We start from the raw sequence: 16,983 nt of genomic DNA, 5'->3' as shown, positions 1-16,983 counted from the left end.
CACACTCGAACCCCTCGGAGAGTCAGATGCAAGCATCCACCGTAGCCACGCCCACCGCCGGCCATATTGGCACAATTTTCGTTGCAATCGAACTGAGCCAGCGGAGCTGGCGGGTCGCGCTGCACAGCCCGGACAAGGACAAGATATCGCACCACAAGCTGGAGGGTGGCGATCATGCCGAGCTGTTGGCGTTGGTGGGTCGGGTTCGGGAGCGGGCGGCTCGAACGCTGGGAGGCGTTCCGGCGGTGGCGAGCTGCTACGAGGCGGGCTACGACGGGTTCTGGCTGCACCGGCTGCTGCTGGCGGCCGGCATCACGAACTACGTGTTTGATCCCGCCAGCATTGCGGTGGACCAGCGGGCGCGGCGGGTGAAGACCGACCGGATCGATGGCGAGCGGATGCTGCGCACGCTGATGGCGTATCTGCGCGGCGAGCCGCGGGTGGTGCGGATCGTCCGGGTGCCTGCAGCCGAACAGGAGGACGCCCGCCGCGGCAGCCGCGAACGCGACCGGCTGATCAAGGAGCAAACCGCTCACACCAACCGGATCAAGGCACTGCTGCGGCTGCGGGGCATGGCGGTCGGGAACCCGCGGCGGCGCGACTGGCTGAGCTGGCTGGCAACGCAGCGGGATTGGCAAGGCCAGGCGGTGCCGCCGCGGATGCTGAGCGAGATCCGACACGAGCACGCGCGGCTGATGCTGGTGCGCGATCGGCTCGACGTGCTCGCGCAGGAGGCGGCCGCAGCGGAGCCAATGCCTGCGGAAGCCGAGATGACCCGGCGCAGCGAACTGCTGCGCCGGCTCAAATGTCTCGGCCCGGCGTTCGCGACGACGCTGACCAGCGAGGTGTTCTACAAGGACTTCCGCAATCGCCGCGAGGTCGGGAGTTATTTCGGGCTGACGCCCAGTCCATGGCGGAGCGGCGGCATCGACCGCGACCAGGGCATCAGCAAGGCGGGCAACCCGCGCGCCCGCTGTGCCGCGATCGAACTGGCCTGGCTGTGGCTGCGGCATCAGCCGGACAGCAAGCTGACCTTGGAGTACCGCAAGCGCACGCTCGATGCCGGCAAGCGCATCAAGCGCGTCGCCATCGTCGCCCTGGCGCGCAAGCTGATGGTGGCGCTGTGGCGCTACCTCACGACCGGTCTCGTGCCGGAAGGCGCGGTGCTCAAGGCCGTAAAGATCTAACCACTTTCAACGAACGCGTCAGCGTCGCGGCATCTGCCGCGGTCAGCGCGGGATGGATGGTGACCGTGCCACCCTTGGGCCAGCAAACAGGCTGTTTCGTAGATGGGTCTCATCCTCGTGGCTTCCTCGCCGCATGCATGCGGAATGTGGGTGCGGATCACAGCGGTCCGACCGGATATGAGGTGATGCAGTGAGCAACTGCATAAATCGCCGGAAGCCAGTCCCTGAGCGCACCGACCGCGGCGGCACGCTGCGCTACGCATGGCTCCGCGCGCCGCCGCTCCACCGAACGTAAAAATCACATCCAAGCCCTGTCGGGATGCTTGACTCAAAACGCCTCATATGAGGGTGGGCAAAGCGCAGCGTGCCCACCATCAGGCAGCGTAATCGGCGATGGATGGTGGGCACGTCGCTAGCGCTCCTTTGCCCACCCTACGATTCGACGGGGGTCAATGCCTGAAATGCCTGGTGCCCGTGAACACCATGGCGATGCCGTGGTCGTCGGCGGCCTTGATCACTTCCTCGTCGCGCATCGAGCCGCCGGGCTGGATCACCGCCGTTGCGCCGGCCTCGATGCAGGCCAGCATGCCGTCGGCGAAGGGGAAGAAGGCGTCGGATGCGACGACGGAGCCCTTGGTCAGCGGCTCGGCGAGGTTGAGTTCGGTTGCGGCATCCAGCGCCTTGCGGGCGGCGATACGCGCGGAGTCGACCCGGCTCATCTGGCCGGCGCCGATGCCGACGGTGGCGAGATCCTTGGCATAGATGATCGTGTTCGACTTGACGTGCTTGGCGACGCGGAAGGCGAATTTGAGATCGCGCATCTCGGCGTCGGTCGGCGCGCGCTTGGTCGCGACCTTGATGTCCATGTCTTCGACCACGGCATTGTCGCGGCTCTGCACCAGAAGGCCGCCGGCGACCGTCTTGGCGGTCAGGCCTATCGTGCGCGGGTCGGGCAGGCCGCCCGCGAGCAGCAACCGCAAATTCTTCTTGCCGCCGATGATCGCGATCGCCTCCTCGGTGGCGTCGGGCGCGATGATCACTTCGGTGAAGATGCCGATGATGGCGCGCGCGGCTTCCGCATCGAGCGTACGGTTGACCGCGATGATGCCGCCAAAGGCCGAAGTCGAGTCGCAGGCGAGCGCGCGGCGATAGGCCGTGACGAGATCGGGTCCCTCCGCAACGCCGCACGGATTGGCGTGTTTGACGATCACGCAGGCCGCCGTGCGCTTCGGATCGAACTCGCCGATGCATTCATAGGCCGCATCGGTGTCGTTGATGTTGTTGTAGGACAGTTCCTTGCCCTGCAATTGCCGCGCGGTGGAAACGCCGGGCCGCTTGTCGGGCGTTGCATAGAAGGCCGCGGTCTGGTGCGGATTCTCGCCGTAGCGCAGCGACTGGATCAGCCTGCCGCCGACGGCGCGGAAATCGGGCGCGTTGTCCTTGAGCTGGGCAGCGAACCAGTTGGAGATCGCGGCGTCATAGGCGGCGGTACGGGCATAGGCCTTGGCGGCGAGGCGGCGGCGCAGCGATAGCGTCGTTGCGCCCTTGTTGGCGGCAAGCTCGTCGAGCACGGCCTGATAATCCTGCGCCTCGACGATTACGGCGACATCGTCGTGGTTCTTGGCCGCCGCGCGGATCATCGCGGGGCCGCCAATGTCGATGTTCTCGATGCAGTCCTCGTATCCTGCGCCTTTGTCGACGGTGGCCTCGAACGGGTAAAGGTTGACGACGAGCAGATCGATCGGCGCGATGCCGTGCGACGTCATCGCCTCGGCATGTTCCTTGTTGTCGCGGATCGCGAGCAGGCCGCCATGCACCTTCGGATGAAGCGTCTTGACCCGGCCGTCCATCATTTCAGGGAAGCCGGTGAGCTCCGAGACGTCCTTGACCTTCAACCCCGCCGCGGCAATCGCCTTGGCGGTGCCGCCGGTAGAGACGAGCTCGACGCCATGGCCTGCGAGCGCCTTGGCGAATTCGATCAGGCCGGTCTTGTCGGAAACGGATAACAGAGCGCGGGTTACGCGGCGGGTCGTATCGGTCATGGGCAAGGTCCTTTGTTAGGGGATGCTTATGCCCAGGCGCGCGGCGATCAGTCTCGCGCTTCCCGATGGTGCTCCATCCAAAGTCGCCAGTCGCGCGAGAGCGGGCTGGTTAGCAGCTTTTGCCGGGGTTCACAATGGGCGCAGATTGCCGTCTCTGCACGGCACTTTAGAGCGGCAGTTCCGGCTCGCGCCGCGCATTGCGGCGGGCGTTGGTGGTGGCCGCCGACGTCGACGAGCGGGAAAAACTCCAGCGGATCGAGGAGGCGTGGCGGGAATCCTGGCGGATCACGATCTGGGCGGTGCGGCGGGGGCCGTCATTGCCGGCCAGGAATACGCTGTCCTCGAGATCGACCTTGTCGTCGAGCGCCTCGAAGGTCCAGACGTCGCGGTTGGGCAATACCAGCATCACGCCGCGCGCATCGCTGAGGCGGCTGGCCTTCACAGCCGGATGCAGGTGAAACCGCAGGGCAAAATCGTTCTCGGCGCCCTTGATGCGTCCCCCCGGCGCTGGTGTTACGGTGTCCTCGCCGTCGAGCCTTGCGCCGTCATGGGAAATCATCAGCACCCGGCGATGCAGGGCGCCGAATCGGCCGAGATAGCCGTCATGCGAAGTGGTCAGGAGATCGCCGTCGGCCACCGCCTCGCGGTAGCTTTCCACATTGGCCGGGCCGCTGACGACGGGCGCGCCCTGCAGCAGCTTCTTCATCGCCGACAGCTCGACGAACTGGCACGAGGACGTATCGTGATAGGTCAGGGTCGAATGCGCCGCGGTGCTGCGCGCAAAGGTGCGCCAATTGTCCCGACCGGTCGATGGCATCCCGCAATTGACGACGATCCGGCTCGGTCCGGACGACAATTCGAACGAGAGACAGCCGGCATGCGCTTCCTGGCTGACGTTCGGCGGCGGCGGCGGACCGGTGTCGATGATGACGGTCGTGGTGCCGGCGTCGAGGCGCTGGAAGCCGGTATACGGCATTTTCGACATCGGCACGCCATGGGTATCGTCATAGGCGAGCAGCGTCGCCACCAGATCGGACGGCGCATTGCTCATGCCGTTGAACAGCGCGAAGCTGCCGTCGCCGTGGCGGAAGAAACGCAGCATCGGCATCATGCGGTCGATCGCATTCAAGAGCGCCGGCGGCGGCGCGATGTTGCGGGCGGCAAAGGTCTGCCGCAGCGGCAAGAGATCGCTGAGCAGTTCGACCAGCGCGCCGGGGTTGCGCGAGATATGTCCGCCGTCGGGCAGGATCTGCCGTTGCAATTCGTCGGACAACCGGCGCGTCGCGGCGCGGATGTTCCGTGCCTGGTTGGCCAGACACAGCGAGGCGTAGCATAGCGCGATCAAGACCTGCAGCCGCGGCACGCCGTCGGCGATGTCGAGCGTCGTGTAGCGCAGATAGCGGATCTCGCGGGTCAGCCCGCGCAGATATTTGCGATAGAATTTTCCGTCGGTGTCGCCGAGCACCAGCGGCGCCTGCGACAACAGCGAGATCACGCGTCGCGCCAGCACGTCGGGGCGGCGTTCGAGCGGCCGCCGGCGCCCCGGATTCGAGATCCAGTCATCGACCAGCGAGCGGGCGTTGGCGCGGGTCAACGCGGTGTCGGCGGCGCGCAGGTGGCGCAGCCAGCCGAAGCCGAGCAGGGCGACTTCCCAATCTTCCGACGGCGGCTCGAGATCGAAGATCGAGCGGCCGTGGCAGGTCACGATCTTGCCGGCGAACACGAAACGGCCGGCATAGATTTCGGCGGCGCGGGTGGCGTCGGCAGTGCGCAGATCGTGCGGGGCGATGATCAGCCGGTCGGCACGGCCGGGCCACAGCCGCGATACTGCCACCGTGGCGCCGGTCGCGCGCGCGATCACGGTCCGCGCCGAGCGGCTCATGATAAGCGTCGAGATGCGTCTGCGTTGAGCGACCGACACGCCGTGCCTTGGGCTTGGGGAGGGAGGGGTATTCTGGCGAATCCTTTTAATCCGGAAACGCCGTTGTTACACCATCTTGAACAGGCGCGAATCACCCGAAGGCCGGGAGATTCGCGTTTAAAATCAGTACTTGACCAGACGCGCCGCGTAAAATCCATCCAACCCGCCGAGCCGGGGGTCGGCATGGGGCAAATGGCAGGGCAGGGTGCGCAAATCGCCGTTTGCGGTGACGATTTCGCTCAGGCCCGCGACCTCGCCCGTCTCGATCGGGACCCGGCGCACGCCCGGTTCGGCCGCCAGCAGGGACGCGACCGCCTGCTCGCCTTCCTCGGGCTCCAGCGAACAGGTGCAGTAGACCAACGTTCCGCCCGGCTTGAGCAGCGTGACCGCCCGTTGCAGCAGCCGCTTCTGCAGTGCCGACAGCGTCGCAATATCAGTTTCCTGACGCAGCCAGGCGACGTCAGGGTGACGGCGGATGGTGCCGGTGGAGGTGCAGGGCGCATCGACCAGCACGCCGTCGAAGCCGCCATTGCCGTGGCCCTGCCACTCGGCGGCATCGGTCACGACGTCATCGGCCTGCAGCGAAAGTCGCGCCAGATTGTCGCGCAGCCGCGCCATGCGCGCCGGCGAACGATCGACCGCGGTGACACGGGCGCCGGCCTGCGCCAATTGCGCGGTCTTGCCGCCGGGCGCGGCACAGAGGTCGACGATGGTCTTGCCGCCGACGTCGCCGAACAACCGCGCCGGCAGCGCAGCGGCGGCATCCTGCACCCACCACTGTCCCTCGGAGAAACCGGGCAGCATGGTCACCGCACCCTGCAGCAGCGTGCGCACGGTTCCGGTCGGCAGGGTTTCGCCATGCAGGCGGTTCGCCCATTGCGGCGCGTCGGCCTTCACGGTGATGTCGAGCGAGGGCTCGTGGCCGATGGCGCGTGCCATCTCGCGCGCGGTGTTCTCGCCATAGGCGCCGATCCAGCGCGCGAGCAGCCACGGCGGAATGTCGAGCGTCTGCGATTTGACTTCCTCGATCAGTGGTTGTCCTTCGCGGGCGCAACGCCGCAGCACGGCGTTGACGAGGCCGGCATATTTCGCGGCGCGCCGGTCCGATTGCACCAGCCGCACCGAAAGATCGACGGCGGCATGATCAGGCACGTCCATCCAGAGGATCTGCGCGGCACCGATCAGGAGCGCACTCTGCGCACGCGGTGCGTCGGTCGGGATGCCGCGATCGAGCAGGCGCGACAGCAAATGGCCGAGCGTGCCGAGCCGGCGCAGGATCGTCGCCACCAGCCGCCGCATCAGCGCGCGGTCGCGATCGGCAAGTGCCTTCAGGCCGGGATGCGCGCCGGCGCCGTCGAGCTGGTCGTCGAGGGTGCGATGCTTGTGCAGCACGCCGTCGAGAATATCAGCCGCGATGCGCCGCGCTGCGAGGCCGGGCACTTCTGAAGGTACTGCGAATCTTGACGGGGGCATGAAGCAGCAATGTCCCGGAAGGCGGAAAGGTTTCGGCTCATGCCAATGAATGAGCGGTTCCTTTGGCATGCGAATATGCCAAATGTAAGAATCGCCACAGACAATTTTGCGAATGTGATGTCACCTGTGCGCCCATCCCATGCTATGGGAGAGTTGCGATGACCGACAATTCTTCATCCCCCGCGCTTGTCGCGGAGCGCAAGAAGCTGACGCCCGCGGCCGAGCGCGCGCTCGCCGAGGCCGAAGCGCGCCGCAAGGCCGCCGAGGCCCATGCAACGACGCTGCAGAAGGAATTCCAGGGCCCGAAGGGACTGGAACCGACCCGCTACGGCGATTGGGAGCGCAAGGGGATCGCGTCGGATTTTTGATCGCCTGAGGGTCTTGCCGGACGCGGCGACTCAGCCCTTAGTCGGAACATGTCCCCCTACGAGAGAATAAATGCATACCGGGCCCTGCGCCGGGGTCCCTCGCGGCGCTGGCTGCCATGGGTGTTCGTGCTTTGCGTAGCGGCGGTGTCGACGCTGCCGGTGCGGGACTGGGTGCGGCGGTCGCTGCCTGGCTTCACCGACAGCCAGGCGGCGCGCGATGCCGAGATGGTCTGGAAGCGGGCTGGAAGTCCCGACGTTCGTCACCCCGTCGATGTCATCCGCACCATCGATGGCGACACGTTTGAGGCGCGGGTGCATTTGTCGCCCGGCGTCGAACCCACCACGCGCGTACGGCTGCGCGGCATCGATGCGCCCGAGTTGAAGGCGTCGTGTCCGCAGGAACTGCAGATGGCGGAAGCTGCGACCGATGCCCTGCGCGCGCTGCTGCGCGAGGGCGATGTCACGATCTTCAATATCGGGCCGGACAAATATAGTGGCCGCGTCGTGGCCGACGCCGCGACGAGGCGCACCGGGAATGTTTCGACGGCGATGATCGCTGCGGGGCACGTGCGCAGCTATGGCGGCGGCCACCGCAACGGCTGGTGCGCGAGCGCAAGCCAGCCATTGTCCAAATGAAATGAAGGAGCCGCGCAATCGCGCGGCTCCTTGTACTGGAATCGTTCAGCCGATCAGCGCGTAACAGTCACGGTCGTTCCGACCGAGACGCGCTGATAGAGGTCGGAGATGTCGTCGTTGAGCATGCGGATGCAGCCATAGGACACGAAGCCGCCGATCGAATTCGGTACGTTGGTGCCGTGGATGGCGTACTCGCCGCCGGCCAGCGTCATCGCTGCAACGCCCATCGGGTTGCGCGGCGAGCCGCCGGGAATGACGTCGGGCATGTTCGGCTTGTCGCGCCTGACTTCGTTCGGCGGCGACCAGGCCGGGTTGAGATACTTGCCGTCGATCTTCGTGGTCCCCGCCCACTGCTTGCCGGCCTTGCCGACACCGACGGGATAGCGCATCGCGCGGCCGGATTCGAGAACGAGGTAGAGACGCCGCTCATGGGTCTTCACGATGATCGTGCCCGGCGCGTAATCGCCGCTGATGCCAACCAGTTCCGGCCGCGCTTGTGCCGCCGGCGACATCGCAATGCCCGCAGCCATGGTGGCGGCCAACGCCACCGCAATTTTCTTAAACATTTCCCAGCTCCGCTCTGCCCGCCCTCTCGGGTATCCCTCAACTATCCTTTCAAGCCGTAACGGCCCGCTGTCTCGCGTCCGCGGCGTTTAGGTTAGTCGCACGAATTGACCGGCTGGTTTCAACGCCGGCCCTCGAGACTGTTTTCGGCGGGGGGAACAAAGGAAATGTTGGAAATAAAGTAAATGACCGGAAAACAACACAGGTAGCGAAAAGCCCACCGAAGCGGGCTGGCCACTGACACGCGCGTGAGCGATGGGAATTTCCGACAGTTTGTGCTGCTTCGGCGTAGCGGGATCAGTCCCACAAACCTGTCATGCCCGGGCTTGTCCCGGGCATCCACGTCTTCCTTTGCAGAGCCAAGACGTGTGCAGGGCCAAGACGTGGATGGCCGGGACGAGCCCGGCCATGACGATGCGGATAGTGGGTGCTCGGGCGCGTAGAGGGGCCCCCCGAAGCGCCCGCTGGCCGCGACCCTATGCCGGCGCGCCCTTCTTGTTCTGCCGGTTCTTGACGAGATCGTCGACCACGGCCGGATCGGCCAGCGTCGAGGTGTCGCCGAGGCTGGAGGGCTCGTCCTCGGCGATCTTGCGCAGGATGCGGCGCATGATCTTGCCGGAGCGGGTTTTCGGCAGGCCGGGCGCGAACTGGATCTGGTCGGGGGAGGCGATCGGGCCGATGTCCTTGCGCACCCAGGCGACCAGCTCTTTCCGCAACTCCTCGGTCGGCTCGGTGCCGGCCATCAGGGTCACATAGGCGTAGATGCCCTGGCCCTTGATGTCGTGCGGATAGCCGACCACGGCGGCTTCCGACACCTTGGCATGCGCGACCAACGAGCTTTCGACCTCGGCCGTTCCCATGCGGTGGCCGGAGACGTTGATGACGTCATCGACGCGGCCGGTGATCCAGTAATAGCCGTCGGCATCACGGCGGCAGCCGTCGCCGGTGAAATACTTGCCCTTGTAGGTCGAGAAATAGGTCTGCTCGAACCGGGCGTGATCGCCATAGACCGTGCGCATCATCCCCGGCCAGGACTTGGTGAGGCAGAGATTGCCGCTTGTTTCGCCTTCCAGCGTCTTGCCGTCGGCGTCGACGATCTCGGGCACCACGCCGAAGAAGGGCCGCGTCGCCGAACCCGGCTTGAGCTTGGTCGCGCCCGGCAGCGGCGTGATCAGGATGCCGCCGGTCTCGGTCTGCCACCAGGTATCGACGATCGGACAACGATTCTCGCCGACGACGCGATAGTACCATTCCCAGGCTTCCGGATTGATCGGCTCGCCGACCGTACCTAGCAGCTTGAGGCTCTTGCGCGAGGTTTTCTTCACCGGCTCGTCGCCAGCCTGCATCAGCGCGCGGATCGCGGTCGGCGCGGTGTAGAAGATATTGACGTTGTGCTTGTCGATGACGTTCCAGAAGCGCGAATGATCCGGATAATTCGGCACGCCCTCGAACATCAGCGTGGTGGCGCCGTTGGCCAGCGGTCCATAGAGAATATAGCTGTGGCCGGTGACCCAGCCGACGTCGGCGGTGCACCAGTAGACGTCGCCGTCGTGATAGTCGAAGACGTATTGATGCGTCATCGCGGCATAGACCAGATAGCCGCCGGTGGTGTGCAGCACGCCCTTGGGCTGGCCGGTGGAGCCCGATGTGTAGAGAATGAACAGCGGGTCTTCCGCGTGCATGTGCTCGGCCGGACATTCCGTGGTGACCATTTTCGCGACTTCGTGGTACCAGAAATCGCGCGTCGGATTCATGTCGACGGCGGCACCGGTGCGCTTGACCACGACGACCCAATCGACGCCGCCGGCCTTCTCGATCGCGGCATCGACATTGGCCTTCAGCGGCACCTTCTTGCCGCCGCGCAATCCCTCGTCGGCGGTGATGATGATCTTGGACTGGCAATCGGTGATGCGCTGGGCGAGGCTGTCGGGCGAGAAGCCCGCGAACACCACCGAATGAATGGCGCCGATCCGCGCGCAGGCCAGCATCGCGTAGGCCGCTTCCGGAATCATCGGCAGATAGATGGTGACGCGGTCACCCTTCTTGACATTCCGGTTGCGCAGGATGTTGGCCATCTTGCAGACTTCGTCGTGCAGCTGGCGGTAGGTGATGTGCTTGGACTGCGAGGGATCATCGCCTTCCCAGATGATCGCGGTCTGGTTGCCGCGCTTGTCGAGATGGCGGTCGATGCAGTTCCAGGCCGCGTTCAGGACGCCGTCCTCGAACCATTTGATCGAGATGTTGCCGGGGGCGAAGGAGACGTTCTCGATCTTGTGAGGGGCCTTCATCCAGTCGATGCGCTTGGCCTGTTCGGCCCAGAAGCCATTGGGGTCCGAGACCGAGCGGGCATACATTTCGCGGTACTTGGCGTCGTTGACATAGGCGCGTTTGGCCCAATCGGCGGATACGTCGTAAATCTTCTCGGACATGCTTCCCTCCCACTCATTGCGGCCCCATGCCGAGGCAGCCGCAAATCGTCCTGAATTGTTGCAGCGATTATGCGTCGCGGGGCGATACCCGGACAAGGCGGAACGTCTGCGACCTTGGTCGGTCTGCCGGTTCCCCGCCTTGCCCGGCATCAAAGTCGCTAAATTTTTCACTTCTCTGCGCAGGGCGAAATCAACGTTATCGCCGGAATGGCTCCCATGAAAGGTATCTAATAACCTCAAATAACGGAATCGGGACTCGCAAAGTGGTTCGTTACCCCCTAAATGGCCACCCCGGGGCCGGACGACTCCCCGGAACCAAGCCACAACAAAAGGCATTACCGGGCGAAACAGGCGGAGCAAGGCGACAACGGACATGATGGATCAGCAGAGTTTCGAGGCTACGCGGCCCGTTTCCGCCGATCCCGCCGTCGCACTGGCGCAAGCGCTTGGGCAACTGCCGAAGGAACCGGTCAGGGAAACTGCCAAGTCCGCGATCGTCGCCAAGACTTCCGTCGAAGAGCTTGCCCAGGAGCTCGGCCTCAAGCTCGGCGACCAGAACGGGCTGACCATCCGCCGCGTCAAGCGCGGCAAGGGCTATTCATTTCATCGCGCCAACGGCACGCAGATCCGTCACCCCGGCACCATCCGCCGTCTGCATTCGATGGCGGTGCCGCCGGCCTATCGCGATGTCCGTTATTCGGCCGATCCGTCGTCGCATTTGCAGGCCGTCGGCATCGATGCGGCAGGACGGCTGCAGTATCGCTATCACGCCGATTGGGAAAAGGTCCGCGAGCAGCGCAAGGCCCATCGCCTGGCGCGGCTGGTGGCGGCGTTGCCGAAGATCCGTCGCAAGGTTTCGGCGTATCTGTCCGGTGACGAGCCGACGCGCGAATTCGCCCTCTCGGCGGTGATCGAGCTGATCGCGCGCACCGCGATCCGGCCGGGCAATGAATCCTACGCCCGTCTCAACGGCACCCGTGGCGCCACCACGATGCTGAAATCCAACGTCACGCTGGAAGACGACTGCTTCGTCCTGACCTTCAAGGCTAAGGGCGGCAAGGCTGTGCGCAAGGAATGCGACGCCGCGAAACTCGTGCGCGCCATCGGCATTTTGCGCACGGTGCCGGGCAAGCGCATGTTCCAGTACCGCGACAATTCCGGCACCGTCCGCACGGTGTCGACCACGACGGTGAACGCGTTCCTGCGCGAGATCGCCGGCATCAAGATTTCGCTGAAGGATTTCCGCACGCTGATGGCCTCGGCCGTGGTGCTGGAGTCGCTGTCGCGGATTACGCCCGCAGCGAGTGAGCGCGGTCGCAAGAAGCAGGTGCTGGAAGCGGTGCGCGCCGCGGCGGATGAACTATCGAACACACCCGCGATCTGCCGCAAGAGCTACGTCCACGACACCATCGTCACCGCGTTCGAGGACGGCATTTTGGAGCGCTTCGCCGCGACGATGAAGGGCTACCGCACGCAAGCCAAGCGCGAGGCGCTGCTGGCACAGGTGGTGACGGCGGCTGCGGCGTAAGATTTAGTAGCTGCCGTAGGGTGGGCAAAGCGCAGCGTGCCCACCATTCAGGACATCGCAAGTGGATAGATGGTGGGCACGGCGCCAGCGCGCCTTTGCCCACCCTACGGCCACCGCAGTCCCGTCGCTACATCCCGCCCATCTTGCAGACCATCTTCCACTCGTCCGCCGTCACCGGCTGCACTGACAGGCGCGAATATTTCACCAGCGCCATGTCGGCGAGTTTCTTGTCGGCCTTGATCGCGGCCATCGTCACCGGCGTCTTCAAGGGCTTGTCCGCCTTGATGTCGACGCAGACGAATTTGCCGGTCTTGTCGGACGGATCGGGATAGGCTTCCTTGATGATCTCCGCGATGCCGACGATCTCCTTGCCCTCGTTGGAATGATAGAAGAAGGCCTTGTCGCCCTTCTTCATGTTCACGAGGTTCTGGCGGGCGGTGAAATTGCGTACGCCGGTCCAGGCTTCGCCCTTTGCGCCTTTCGCAACCTGCTGGTCCCACGACCAGACCGAAGGTTCGGATTTCACCAGCCAGTACGCCATCGTCATTCCTCCGCCTTGAACGGCCGCGTCAGCAGGCCTTCGATCGCTGCGTCGATCGTCACCTTGCCGCCGAGGATCGCCGCCACCGCCTTTGATACCGGCATATCGACGTTCTGCGAAGCCGCCAGTTCGATCATAACCGGCGCGGTGAACTCACCCTCGGCAAGCTTGGCGCGGTCCGGCTGCTCGCCGCGTCCGAGCGCGATGCCGAAGGCGAAATTGCGCGACTGCGGACTGGCGCAGCTCAGGATCAGGTCGCCGAGACCCGACAGGCCCGCCAGCGTTTCGCTGCGCGCGCCGCAGGCGCGGCCGAGGCGCGCGAGTTCGCTGAACCCGCGCGTGGTGAGAGCAGCCAGCGCCGAGGCGCCGAGCTGCCTGCCGACGACGATACCGGCGGCGATCGCCAGCACGTTCTTGGCCGCGCCGCCGATCTCGACGCCACGAACATCCGTGGTGTGATAGGGCCGGAAGGTGGACGAGCCCAGCGCCCGCACAAGACGGCTCGCCAAACCTTCATCCGCTGCGGCAAGCGTCACGGCGGTCGGAAGGCCTCGCGCGACATCGTCGGCGAAGTTCGGTCCCGACAGGATGGCAGGGATTGCAACGGGAATCGCTTCGGCGATGACCTCGGTCATGAACCGATGCGTGCCCCGTTCGATGCCCTTGGCGCAGGCGACAACGGGAGTCGAAGGTTTGAGGAGCGGCGCAAGCGCCATCGCGGCCTGGCGCAAGCTTTGCGCCGGTGTTGCGATCAGAACGATATCGGCGCGCGCTACCGCGGCCATGTCGGCGGTGATGTCGATGCTGCCGTCGAGGCTGATGCCGGGCAGCCTTGGATTTTGCCGTGTCGCCTTCATCTGCGCGGCGCCGTCGGCGCTCCGCACATAGAGCGTGACGTCGCGGCCGGCGCGTCTGGCAGCGCTGGCGAGCGCCGTGCCATAGGCGCCGGCACCAATCACCGCGACGGAGTTAAGGGACGACATGTCAAAATCCTGCGCGGGTGTTGGTGAAGCCGGCGGGCGCTCTGGCGTTGGCATCGAGCAGCCAGCGCGCGCGGGGCGGTGCATCCATCGTATCGGTCAATCCGAGCGCCATCCGTTCCGCGCCGGCCCAGGCGATCATCGCGCCGTTATCGGTGCAGAGTTCGGGCGGCGGAATGATCAGCGTGGTCTGCGCCCGTGCGGCAACGTTTTGCAACGCGCCGCGAATCGCATGATTGGCGGCGACGCCGCCGGCAGCGACCAGCGCGCGCGGCGGGCCGAACCGTTCGTGAAACAATCGTAAGCCCACGCTCAGCCGGTCCGCGGTCGATTCCAGCACCGCGGCCTGGAAACCGGCGCAGAGATCGTCGACGTCCTCTGGCTCCAGCGGCATCATGCGGTTGGCCTCGTTGCGAACCGCGGTCTTCAGTCCCGACAGCGAGAAATTCGCATCGGGACGTCCGAGCATCGGCCGCGGAAAGGCGAAACGTTTGGCATCGCCGCGCGCCGCTGCGCGCTCGACCTCCGGTCCGCCCGGATAGGGCAGCGACATCATCTTGGCGACCTTGTCGAAGGCTTCGCCCATCGCGTCGTCGACGGTGGTGCCGAGCCGCACGTATTGGCCGACGCCGACGACAGCCACGATCTGGGTGTGGCCGCCGGAGGCGAGGAACAGGCAATAGGGAAAGGCGAGCGCGCAGGTGAGCCGCGGCGTCAGCGCATGGGCCTCGAGATGATTGACTGCAATCAGCGGCGTATCGTGAACCATCGCGATCGCCTTGGCGGTGGTCAGGCCGACGATTACCCCGCCGATCAGGCCGGGACCGGCCGCAGCCGCCACCGCCGACAATTGCGGAAAGCCGACATCGGCTTCCTTCATGGCCTGGCCGACGATGCCGTCGAGCAGGTCGACATGGGCGCGCGCCGCGATCTCCGGCACCACGCCGCCGAAACGGGCGTGTTCCGATGTCTGCGAGCGTACGACATTGGACAGAATCCTGGCGCTGCCGTCGCGCTGGCGCTCGACCACGGCGGCTGCGGTTTCATCGCAGGTGGTCTCGATACCCAGCACCAGCATCGGCTTGTCGTTGTCCAATTTGAATCCTTGCGCTATCGCCAAAAACAACGCTTCGGTAACCGCGTAGCATTACGAGGTCGCAAGGTGCAATCGCCCGGGGATGCCGAAATCGTGTTGGCGGAGATCTGAAATATGGCCGTTCTCGTCACGCGTCCAAGTCCTGACGATGAGACAACGGCGGAGGCGCTTCGCGCGCGGGGGTTCGACGTGCTGCGCGCGCCGATGCTGCGGTTCGAGCCGGTGCCGTTCCAGGACGATGCGGACGCGACCTACGGCGCCGTCATCGTCACCAGCGCCAACGCCCTGCGCGCCATCGCGTCGCATCTGGCCGGCAGCCGGCTGCTCAGGCTGCCGCTGTTTGCGGTCGGAGAAAATACCGCGGCCACAGCGCGCGAGGCCGGCTTTGCCGAGGTGATCGCCTCGAAAGGCGACGCCGGCGCGTTGCGTGACCTGGTGCTGGCAAGCGCGAAATCGAAGCAGCTGAAGAAGAGTAGCCCGATCCTCTACCTTGCCGGCGCCGATCTCGCCCGCGATCTTGCCGGCGAACTCGGCGAGAAGGGGTTTACGGTGGTGACGCATACCACCTACCGGATGGTGCCCGTGCCCAGCCTGGCTCGCGAAATATGTGACGCTTTCGTGGCGGATGAGGTCGAGGCCGTGCTGCATTACTCGCGGCGCAGTGCGCGTGCCTTCCTGGAGGCGGCACGCTCAGGCGGCGTCGAAATCTCGGCGTTGGCGCTGCCGCAGTGCTGCATTTCGGCGGCGGTAGCCGCGGTGTTGCGGGACGCCGGCGCAAGCCAGGTGACGGCGGCGGCTTCGCCGGACGAAAATGCCCTGTTCGAGGCGCTTGCCCGCGCGTTGCAATCGCGGGCGAAATCCTGATTTTGAGGCCTAATCTTTAAGTCTGATCATGCTCTTATCGGAAAACCGGTGCCGCCACCGCCGGATCATGCTCTAAGACGTCCCGATTCTGCTAAGTTCCGGTCACCTACCATTCAAAGGGAACCGCCGCGATGGTCGACAACAGGCCCGAAGACACTGGATCGCTGCCCGATTCGGGTCGGCCGAAGCGAGAGCCGCCGACCATCGATCTCGAGGCCACATCGAGCGAAACCAGGAGCGCCGCCGAGGCGCCGCCCGAGCCGGTGACTGAGCCCGCGCCAGAGATCGCCCAGGCGGCGGTGCAGGAATCTCCGGTTGCCGCCGAGCCGCCATCGCGGCCTGTCTCGCCGTCCGTCTCTCCTTGGGTCGTCGCGCCGGTTTCCGGCGCGGTCGCGGCCGCGCTGGTAATCGGCGTCGGCTGGATGCTGGGCTGGCCCGCGATACAGCCCGCTTCGGTATCGCAGACCGCGCAACTCAACGCCTCCGCCATCGACGGTCTGACCTCGCGCGTTGCCGGTCTCGAAGCCAAGGCGGGCAAGCCGGTGGCCGATCCCGCTGCCGCGGCCCGCACCGACGCGTTGGAAAAATCAGTCGCGACGTTGCGCGGCGAACTCGCCACTGCGCGCGCGCAAGGCGAAAAGCTGGCATCCGCCATCAACGACGTGAAGTCGGCGCCACGCGCCGACGGCGCGGTGTCGCCCGATCTCACTGCTTTTGCTGAACGCATCGCCAGGGTCGAGAACCAGATGCGGGCGCAGGGCGCCGAGATCGCGCAGCAAGGCAGCAAGATCGCCGATACCAGATCGGCCGACGCCAAGGCGGCCAACGATATGCCCTGGCGCCGGGTGCTGGCCGCCGCGCTGCTCGATGTTCTCGTCCGGGTCGGCGATCCCTATCCCGTGGCGCTCTCGACGGCGAAATCCCTGACGCCTGATCCCAATGCGCTGAAGCCGCTCGACCAGTTTGCGGAGAAAGGCGTGCCGAACGCCGGCAAGCTGAGCAAGGAATTGCTGGAGCTGGTGCCGAAGCTGACGCCCGCCTCGCAGCAGAACACCGCCACGACCGGCACCGGCATCGTCGATCGCCTGCAGGCGGGCGCCGCCAAGCTGGTCAAGATCGAACGCACCGATACCGCAGGCACGGATCGCGGCGCCGTGGTGGCGCGGATCACGGCAGCGGCGCTGCGCAATGATTTCAACGAGGCTCGGCGCGAGTTGAAGACGCTGGAGCCGGCTGATCGCGCCGCGGCGCAATCCTGGATCGAGCGGGCCGACGCGCGCGACGCCGCGCTGGCCGCATCCCGTCAATTTGCGGCCGAGGCCATGGCTGTGCTGGCCAAACCGTCGGAATAAGG

14 protein-coding genes and 1 riboswitch are annotated in these 16,983 nt (G+C 65.6%); of the genes, 6 read left to right on the top strand and 8 right to left on the bottom strand.

Features of this window, described 5'->3' with window-relative positions:
- Positions 1-26: 26 nt before the first annotated feature.
- On the top strand, positions 27-1,187 hold the full coding sequence (locus tag LMTR21_RS39455) for an IS110 family RNA-guided transposase (protein WP_148636028.1): 1,161 nt from the start codon (positions 27-29) through the stop codon (positions 1,185-1,187).
- 449 nt (positions 1,188-1,636) lie between these two features.
- Here LMTR21_RS39455 and purH read toward each other — a convergent pair whose 3' ends face one another.
- From purH to LMTR21_RS39440, 3 genes are all read right to left on the bottom strand, one after another.
- Positions 1,637-3,229, bottom strand: a complete 1,593-nt coding sequence (purH, locus tag LMTR21_RS39450) for a bifunctional phosphoribosylaminoimidazolecarboxamide formyltransferase/IMP cyclohydrolase (protein ID WP_065753932.1) — start codon at positions 3,227-3,229, stop codon at positions 1,637-1,639.
- 23 nt (positions 3,230-3,252) lie between these two features.
- Positions 3,253-3,333: riboswitch (ZMP/ZTP riboswitch) on the bottom strand.
- A 62-nt stretch (positions 3,334-3,395) separates the two neighbouring features.
- Positions 3,396-5,111 carry a heparinase II/III family protein gene (locus LMTR21_RS39445; protein ID WP_065753931.1) on the bottom strand — a complete coding sequence of 572 codons (1,716 nt, stop codon included), beginning with the start codon at positions 5,109-5,111 and terminating at the stop codon, positions 3,396-3,398.
- 162 nt (positions 5,112-5,273) lie between these two features.
- Positions 5,274-6,623 carry an RsmB/NOP family class I SAM-dependent RNA methyltransferase gene (locus tag LMTR21_RS39440; protein ID WP_065753938.1) on the bottom strand — a complete coding sequence of 450 codons (1,350 nt, stop codon included), beginning with the start codon at positions 6,621-6,623 and terminating at the stop codon, positions 5,274-5,276.
- 158 nt (positions 6,624-6,781) lie between these two features.
- Here LMTR21_RS39440 and LMTR21_RS39435 point away from each other — a divergent pair, with 158 nt between their 5' ends.
- Both LMTR21_RS39435 and LMTR21_RS39430 read left to right on the top strand, forming a co-directional pair.
- On the top strand, positions 6,782-6,991 hold the full coding sequence (locus LMTR21_RS39435; protein ID WP_065753930.1) for a DUF1674 domain-containing protein: 210 nt from the start codon (positions 6,782-6,784) through the stop codon (positions 6,989-6,991).
- A gap of 48 nt (positions 6,992-7,039) precedes the next feature.
- On the top strand, positions 7,040-7,627 hold the full coding sequence (locus LMTR21_RS39430) for a thermonuclease family protein (RefSeq protein ID WP_187399287.1): 588 nt from the start codon (positions 7,040-7,042) through the stop codon (positions 7,625-7,627).
- A gap of 53 nt (positions 7,628-7,680) precedes the next feature.
- On the opposite strand, the gene LMTR21_RS39425 is transcribed toward LMTR21_RS39430, so the two are convergent.
- A complete protein-coding gene (locus tag LMTR21_RS39425; RefSeq protein WP_065753928.1) occupies positions 7,681-8,193 on the bottom strand; it encodes a L,D-transpeptidase in 513 nt (170 codons plus the stop codon).
- A gap of 474 nt (positions 8,194-8,667) precedes the next feature.
- On the bottom strand, positions 8,668-10,620 hold the full coding sequence (acs, locus tag LMTR21_RS39420) for an acetate--CoA ligase (RefSeq protein WP_065753927.1): 1,953 nt from the start codon (positions 10,618-10,620) through the stop codon (positions 8,668-8,670).
- A 373-nt stretch (positions 10,621-10,993) separates the two neighbouring features.
- Between acs and LMTR21_RS39415 the strand changes: the two genes are divergently transcribed.
- Positions 10,994-12,148 carry a DNA topoisomerase IB gene (locus LMTR21_RS39415; RefSeq protein WP_065753926.1) on the top strand — a complete coding sequence of 385 codons (1,155 nt, stop codon included), beginning with the start codon at positions 10,994-10,996 and terminating at the stop codon, positions 12,146-12,148.
- A 127-nt stretch (positions 12,149-12,275) separates the two neighbouring features.
- Here the strand turns inward: LMTR21_RS39415 and LMTR21_RS39410 are convergent, their stop codons facing one another.
- Genes LMTR21_RS39410 through tsaD form a run of 3 tightly spaced genes read right to left on the bottom strand, consistent with a single transcriptional unit; the run spans position 12,276 to position 14,747 of the window.
- Entirely contained in the window at positions 12,276-12,689 is a 414-nt protein-coding gene (locus tag LMTR21_RS39410) for an EVE domain-containing protein (RefSeq protein WP_057862294.1), read from the bottom strand.
- 2 nt (positions 12,690-12,691) lie between these two features.
- Positions 12,692-13,672 carry an NAD(P)H-dependent glycerol-3-phosphate dehydrogenase gene (locus tag LMTR21_RS39405; protein WP_065753925.1) on the bottom strand — a complete coding sequence of 327 codons (981 nt, stop codon included), beginning with the start codon at positions 13,670-13,672 and terminating at the stop codon, positions 12,692-12,694.
- A 1-nt stretch (position 13,673) separates the two neighbouring features.
- Positions 13,674-14,747, bottom strand: a complete 1,074-nt coding sequence (gene tsaD, locus LMTR21_RS39400) for a tRNA (adenosine(37)-N6)-threonylcarbamoyltransferase complex transferase subunit TsaD (protein WP_065753937.1) — start codon at positions 14,745-14,747, stop codon at positions 13,674-13,676.
- Positions 14,748-14,879: 132 nt separating this feature from the next.
- Here tsaD and LMTR21_RS39395 point away from each other — a divergent pair, with 132 nt between their 5' ends.
- Both LMTR21_RS39395 and LMTR21_RS39390 read left to right on the top strand, forming a co-directional pair.
- Positions 14,880-15,629, top strand: coding sequence for a uroporphyrinogen-III synthase (locus LMTR21_RS39395; protein WP_065753924.1), 750 nt, complete (start codon positions 14,880-14,882; stop codon positions 15,627-15,629).
- 131 nt (positions 15,630-15,760) lie between these two features.
- The gene (locus LMTR21_RS39390; protein ID WP_065753923.1) at positions 15,761-16,981 is read left to right on the top strand and encodes a hypothetical protein; all 1,221 of its coding nucleotides are present in this window, start codon (positions 15,761-15,763) and stop codon (positions 16,979-16,981) included.
- Positions 16,982-16,983: the final 2 nt, after the last annotated feature.

Source organism: Bradyrhizobium paxllaeri (assembly GCF_001693515.2).
Taxonomy (GTDB): domain Bacteria; phylum Pseudomonadota; class Alphaproteobacteria; order Rhizobiales; family Xanthobacteraceae; genus Bradyrhizobium; species Bradyrhizobium paxllaeri.
The sequence above is the reverse complement of the archived record's forward strand: the minus strand, read 5'-3'. Positions and strand labels throughout refer to the sequence as shown.

What these genes read in the sequence shown, in the direction of transcription:
- LMTR21_RS39425 (WP_065753928.1), bottom strand. Translation starts at nt 8,193, where the DNA reads ATGTTTAAGAAAATTGCGGTGGCGTTGGCCGCCACCATGGCTGCGGGC.
- acs (WP_065753927.1), bottom strand. Translation starts at nt 10,620, where the DNA reads ATGTCCGAGAAGATTTACGACGTATCCGCCGATTGGGCCAAACGCGCC.
- LMTR21_RS39435 (WP_065753930.1), top strand. Translation starts at nt 6,782, where the DNA reads ATGACCGACAATTCTTCATCCCCCGCGCTTGTCGCGGAGCGCAAGAAG.
- purH (WP_065753932.1), bottom strand. Translation starts at nt 3,229, where the DNA reads ATGACCGATACGACCCGCCGCGTAACCCGCGCTCTGTTATCCGTTTCC.
- LMTR21_RS39455 (WP_148636028.1), top strand. Translation starts at nt 27, where the DNA reads ATGCAAGCATCCACCGTAGCCACGCCCACCGCCGGCCATATTGGCACA.
- LMTR21_RS39440 (WP_065753938.1), bottom strand. Translation starts at nt 6,623, where the DNA reads ATGCCCCCGTCAAGATTCGCAGTACCTTCAGAAGTGCCCGGCCTCGCA.
- tsaD (WP_065753937.1), bottom strand. Translation starts at nt 14,747, where the DNA reads ATGCTGGTGCTGGGTATCGAGACCACCTGCGATGAAACCGCAGCCGCC.
- LMTR21_RS39410 (WP_057862294.1), bottom strand. Translation starts at nt 12,689, where the DNA reads ATGGCGTACTGGCTGGTGAAATCCGAACCTTCGGTCTGGTCGTGGGAC.
- LMTR21_RS39390 (WP_065753923.1), top strand. Translation starts at nt 15,761, where the DNA reads ATGGTCGACAACAGGCCCGAAGACACTGGATCGCTGCCCGATTCGGGT.
- LMTR21_RS39395 (WP_065753924.1), top strand. Translation starts at nt 14,880, where the DNA reads ATGGCCGTTCTCGTCACGCGTCCAAGTCCTGACGATGAGACAACGGCG.
- LMTR21_RS39430 (WP_187399287.1), top strand. Translation starts at nt 7,040, where the DNA reads ATGTCCCCCTACGAGAGAATAAATGCATACCGGGCCCTGCGCCGGGGT.
- LMTR21_RS39415 (WP_065753926.1), top strand. Translation starts at nt 10,994, where the DNA reads ATGATGGATCAGCAGAGTTTCGAGGCTACGCGGCCCGTTTCCGCCGAT.
- LMTR21_RS39445 (WP_065753931.1), bottom strand. Translation starts at nt 5,111, where the DNA reads ATGAGCCGCTCGGCGCGGACCGTGATCGCGCGCGCGACCGGCGCCACG.
- LMTR21_RS39405 (WP_065753925.1), bottom strand. Translation starts at nt 13,672, where the DNA reads ATGTCGTCCCTTAACTCCGTCGCGGTGATTGGTGCCGGCGCCTATGGC.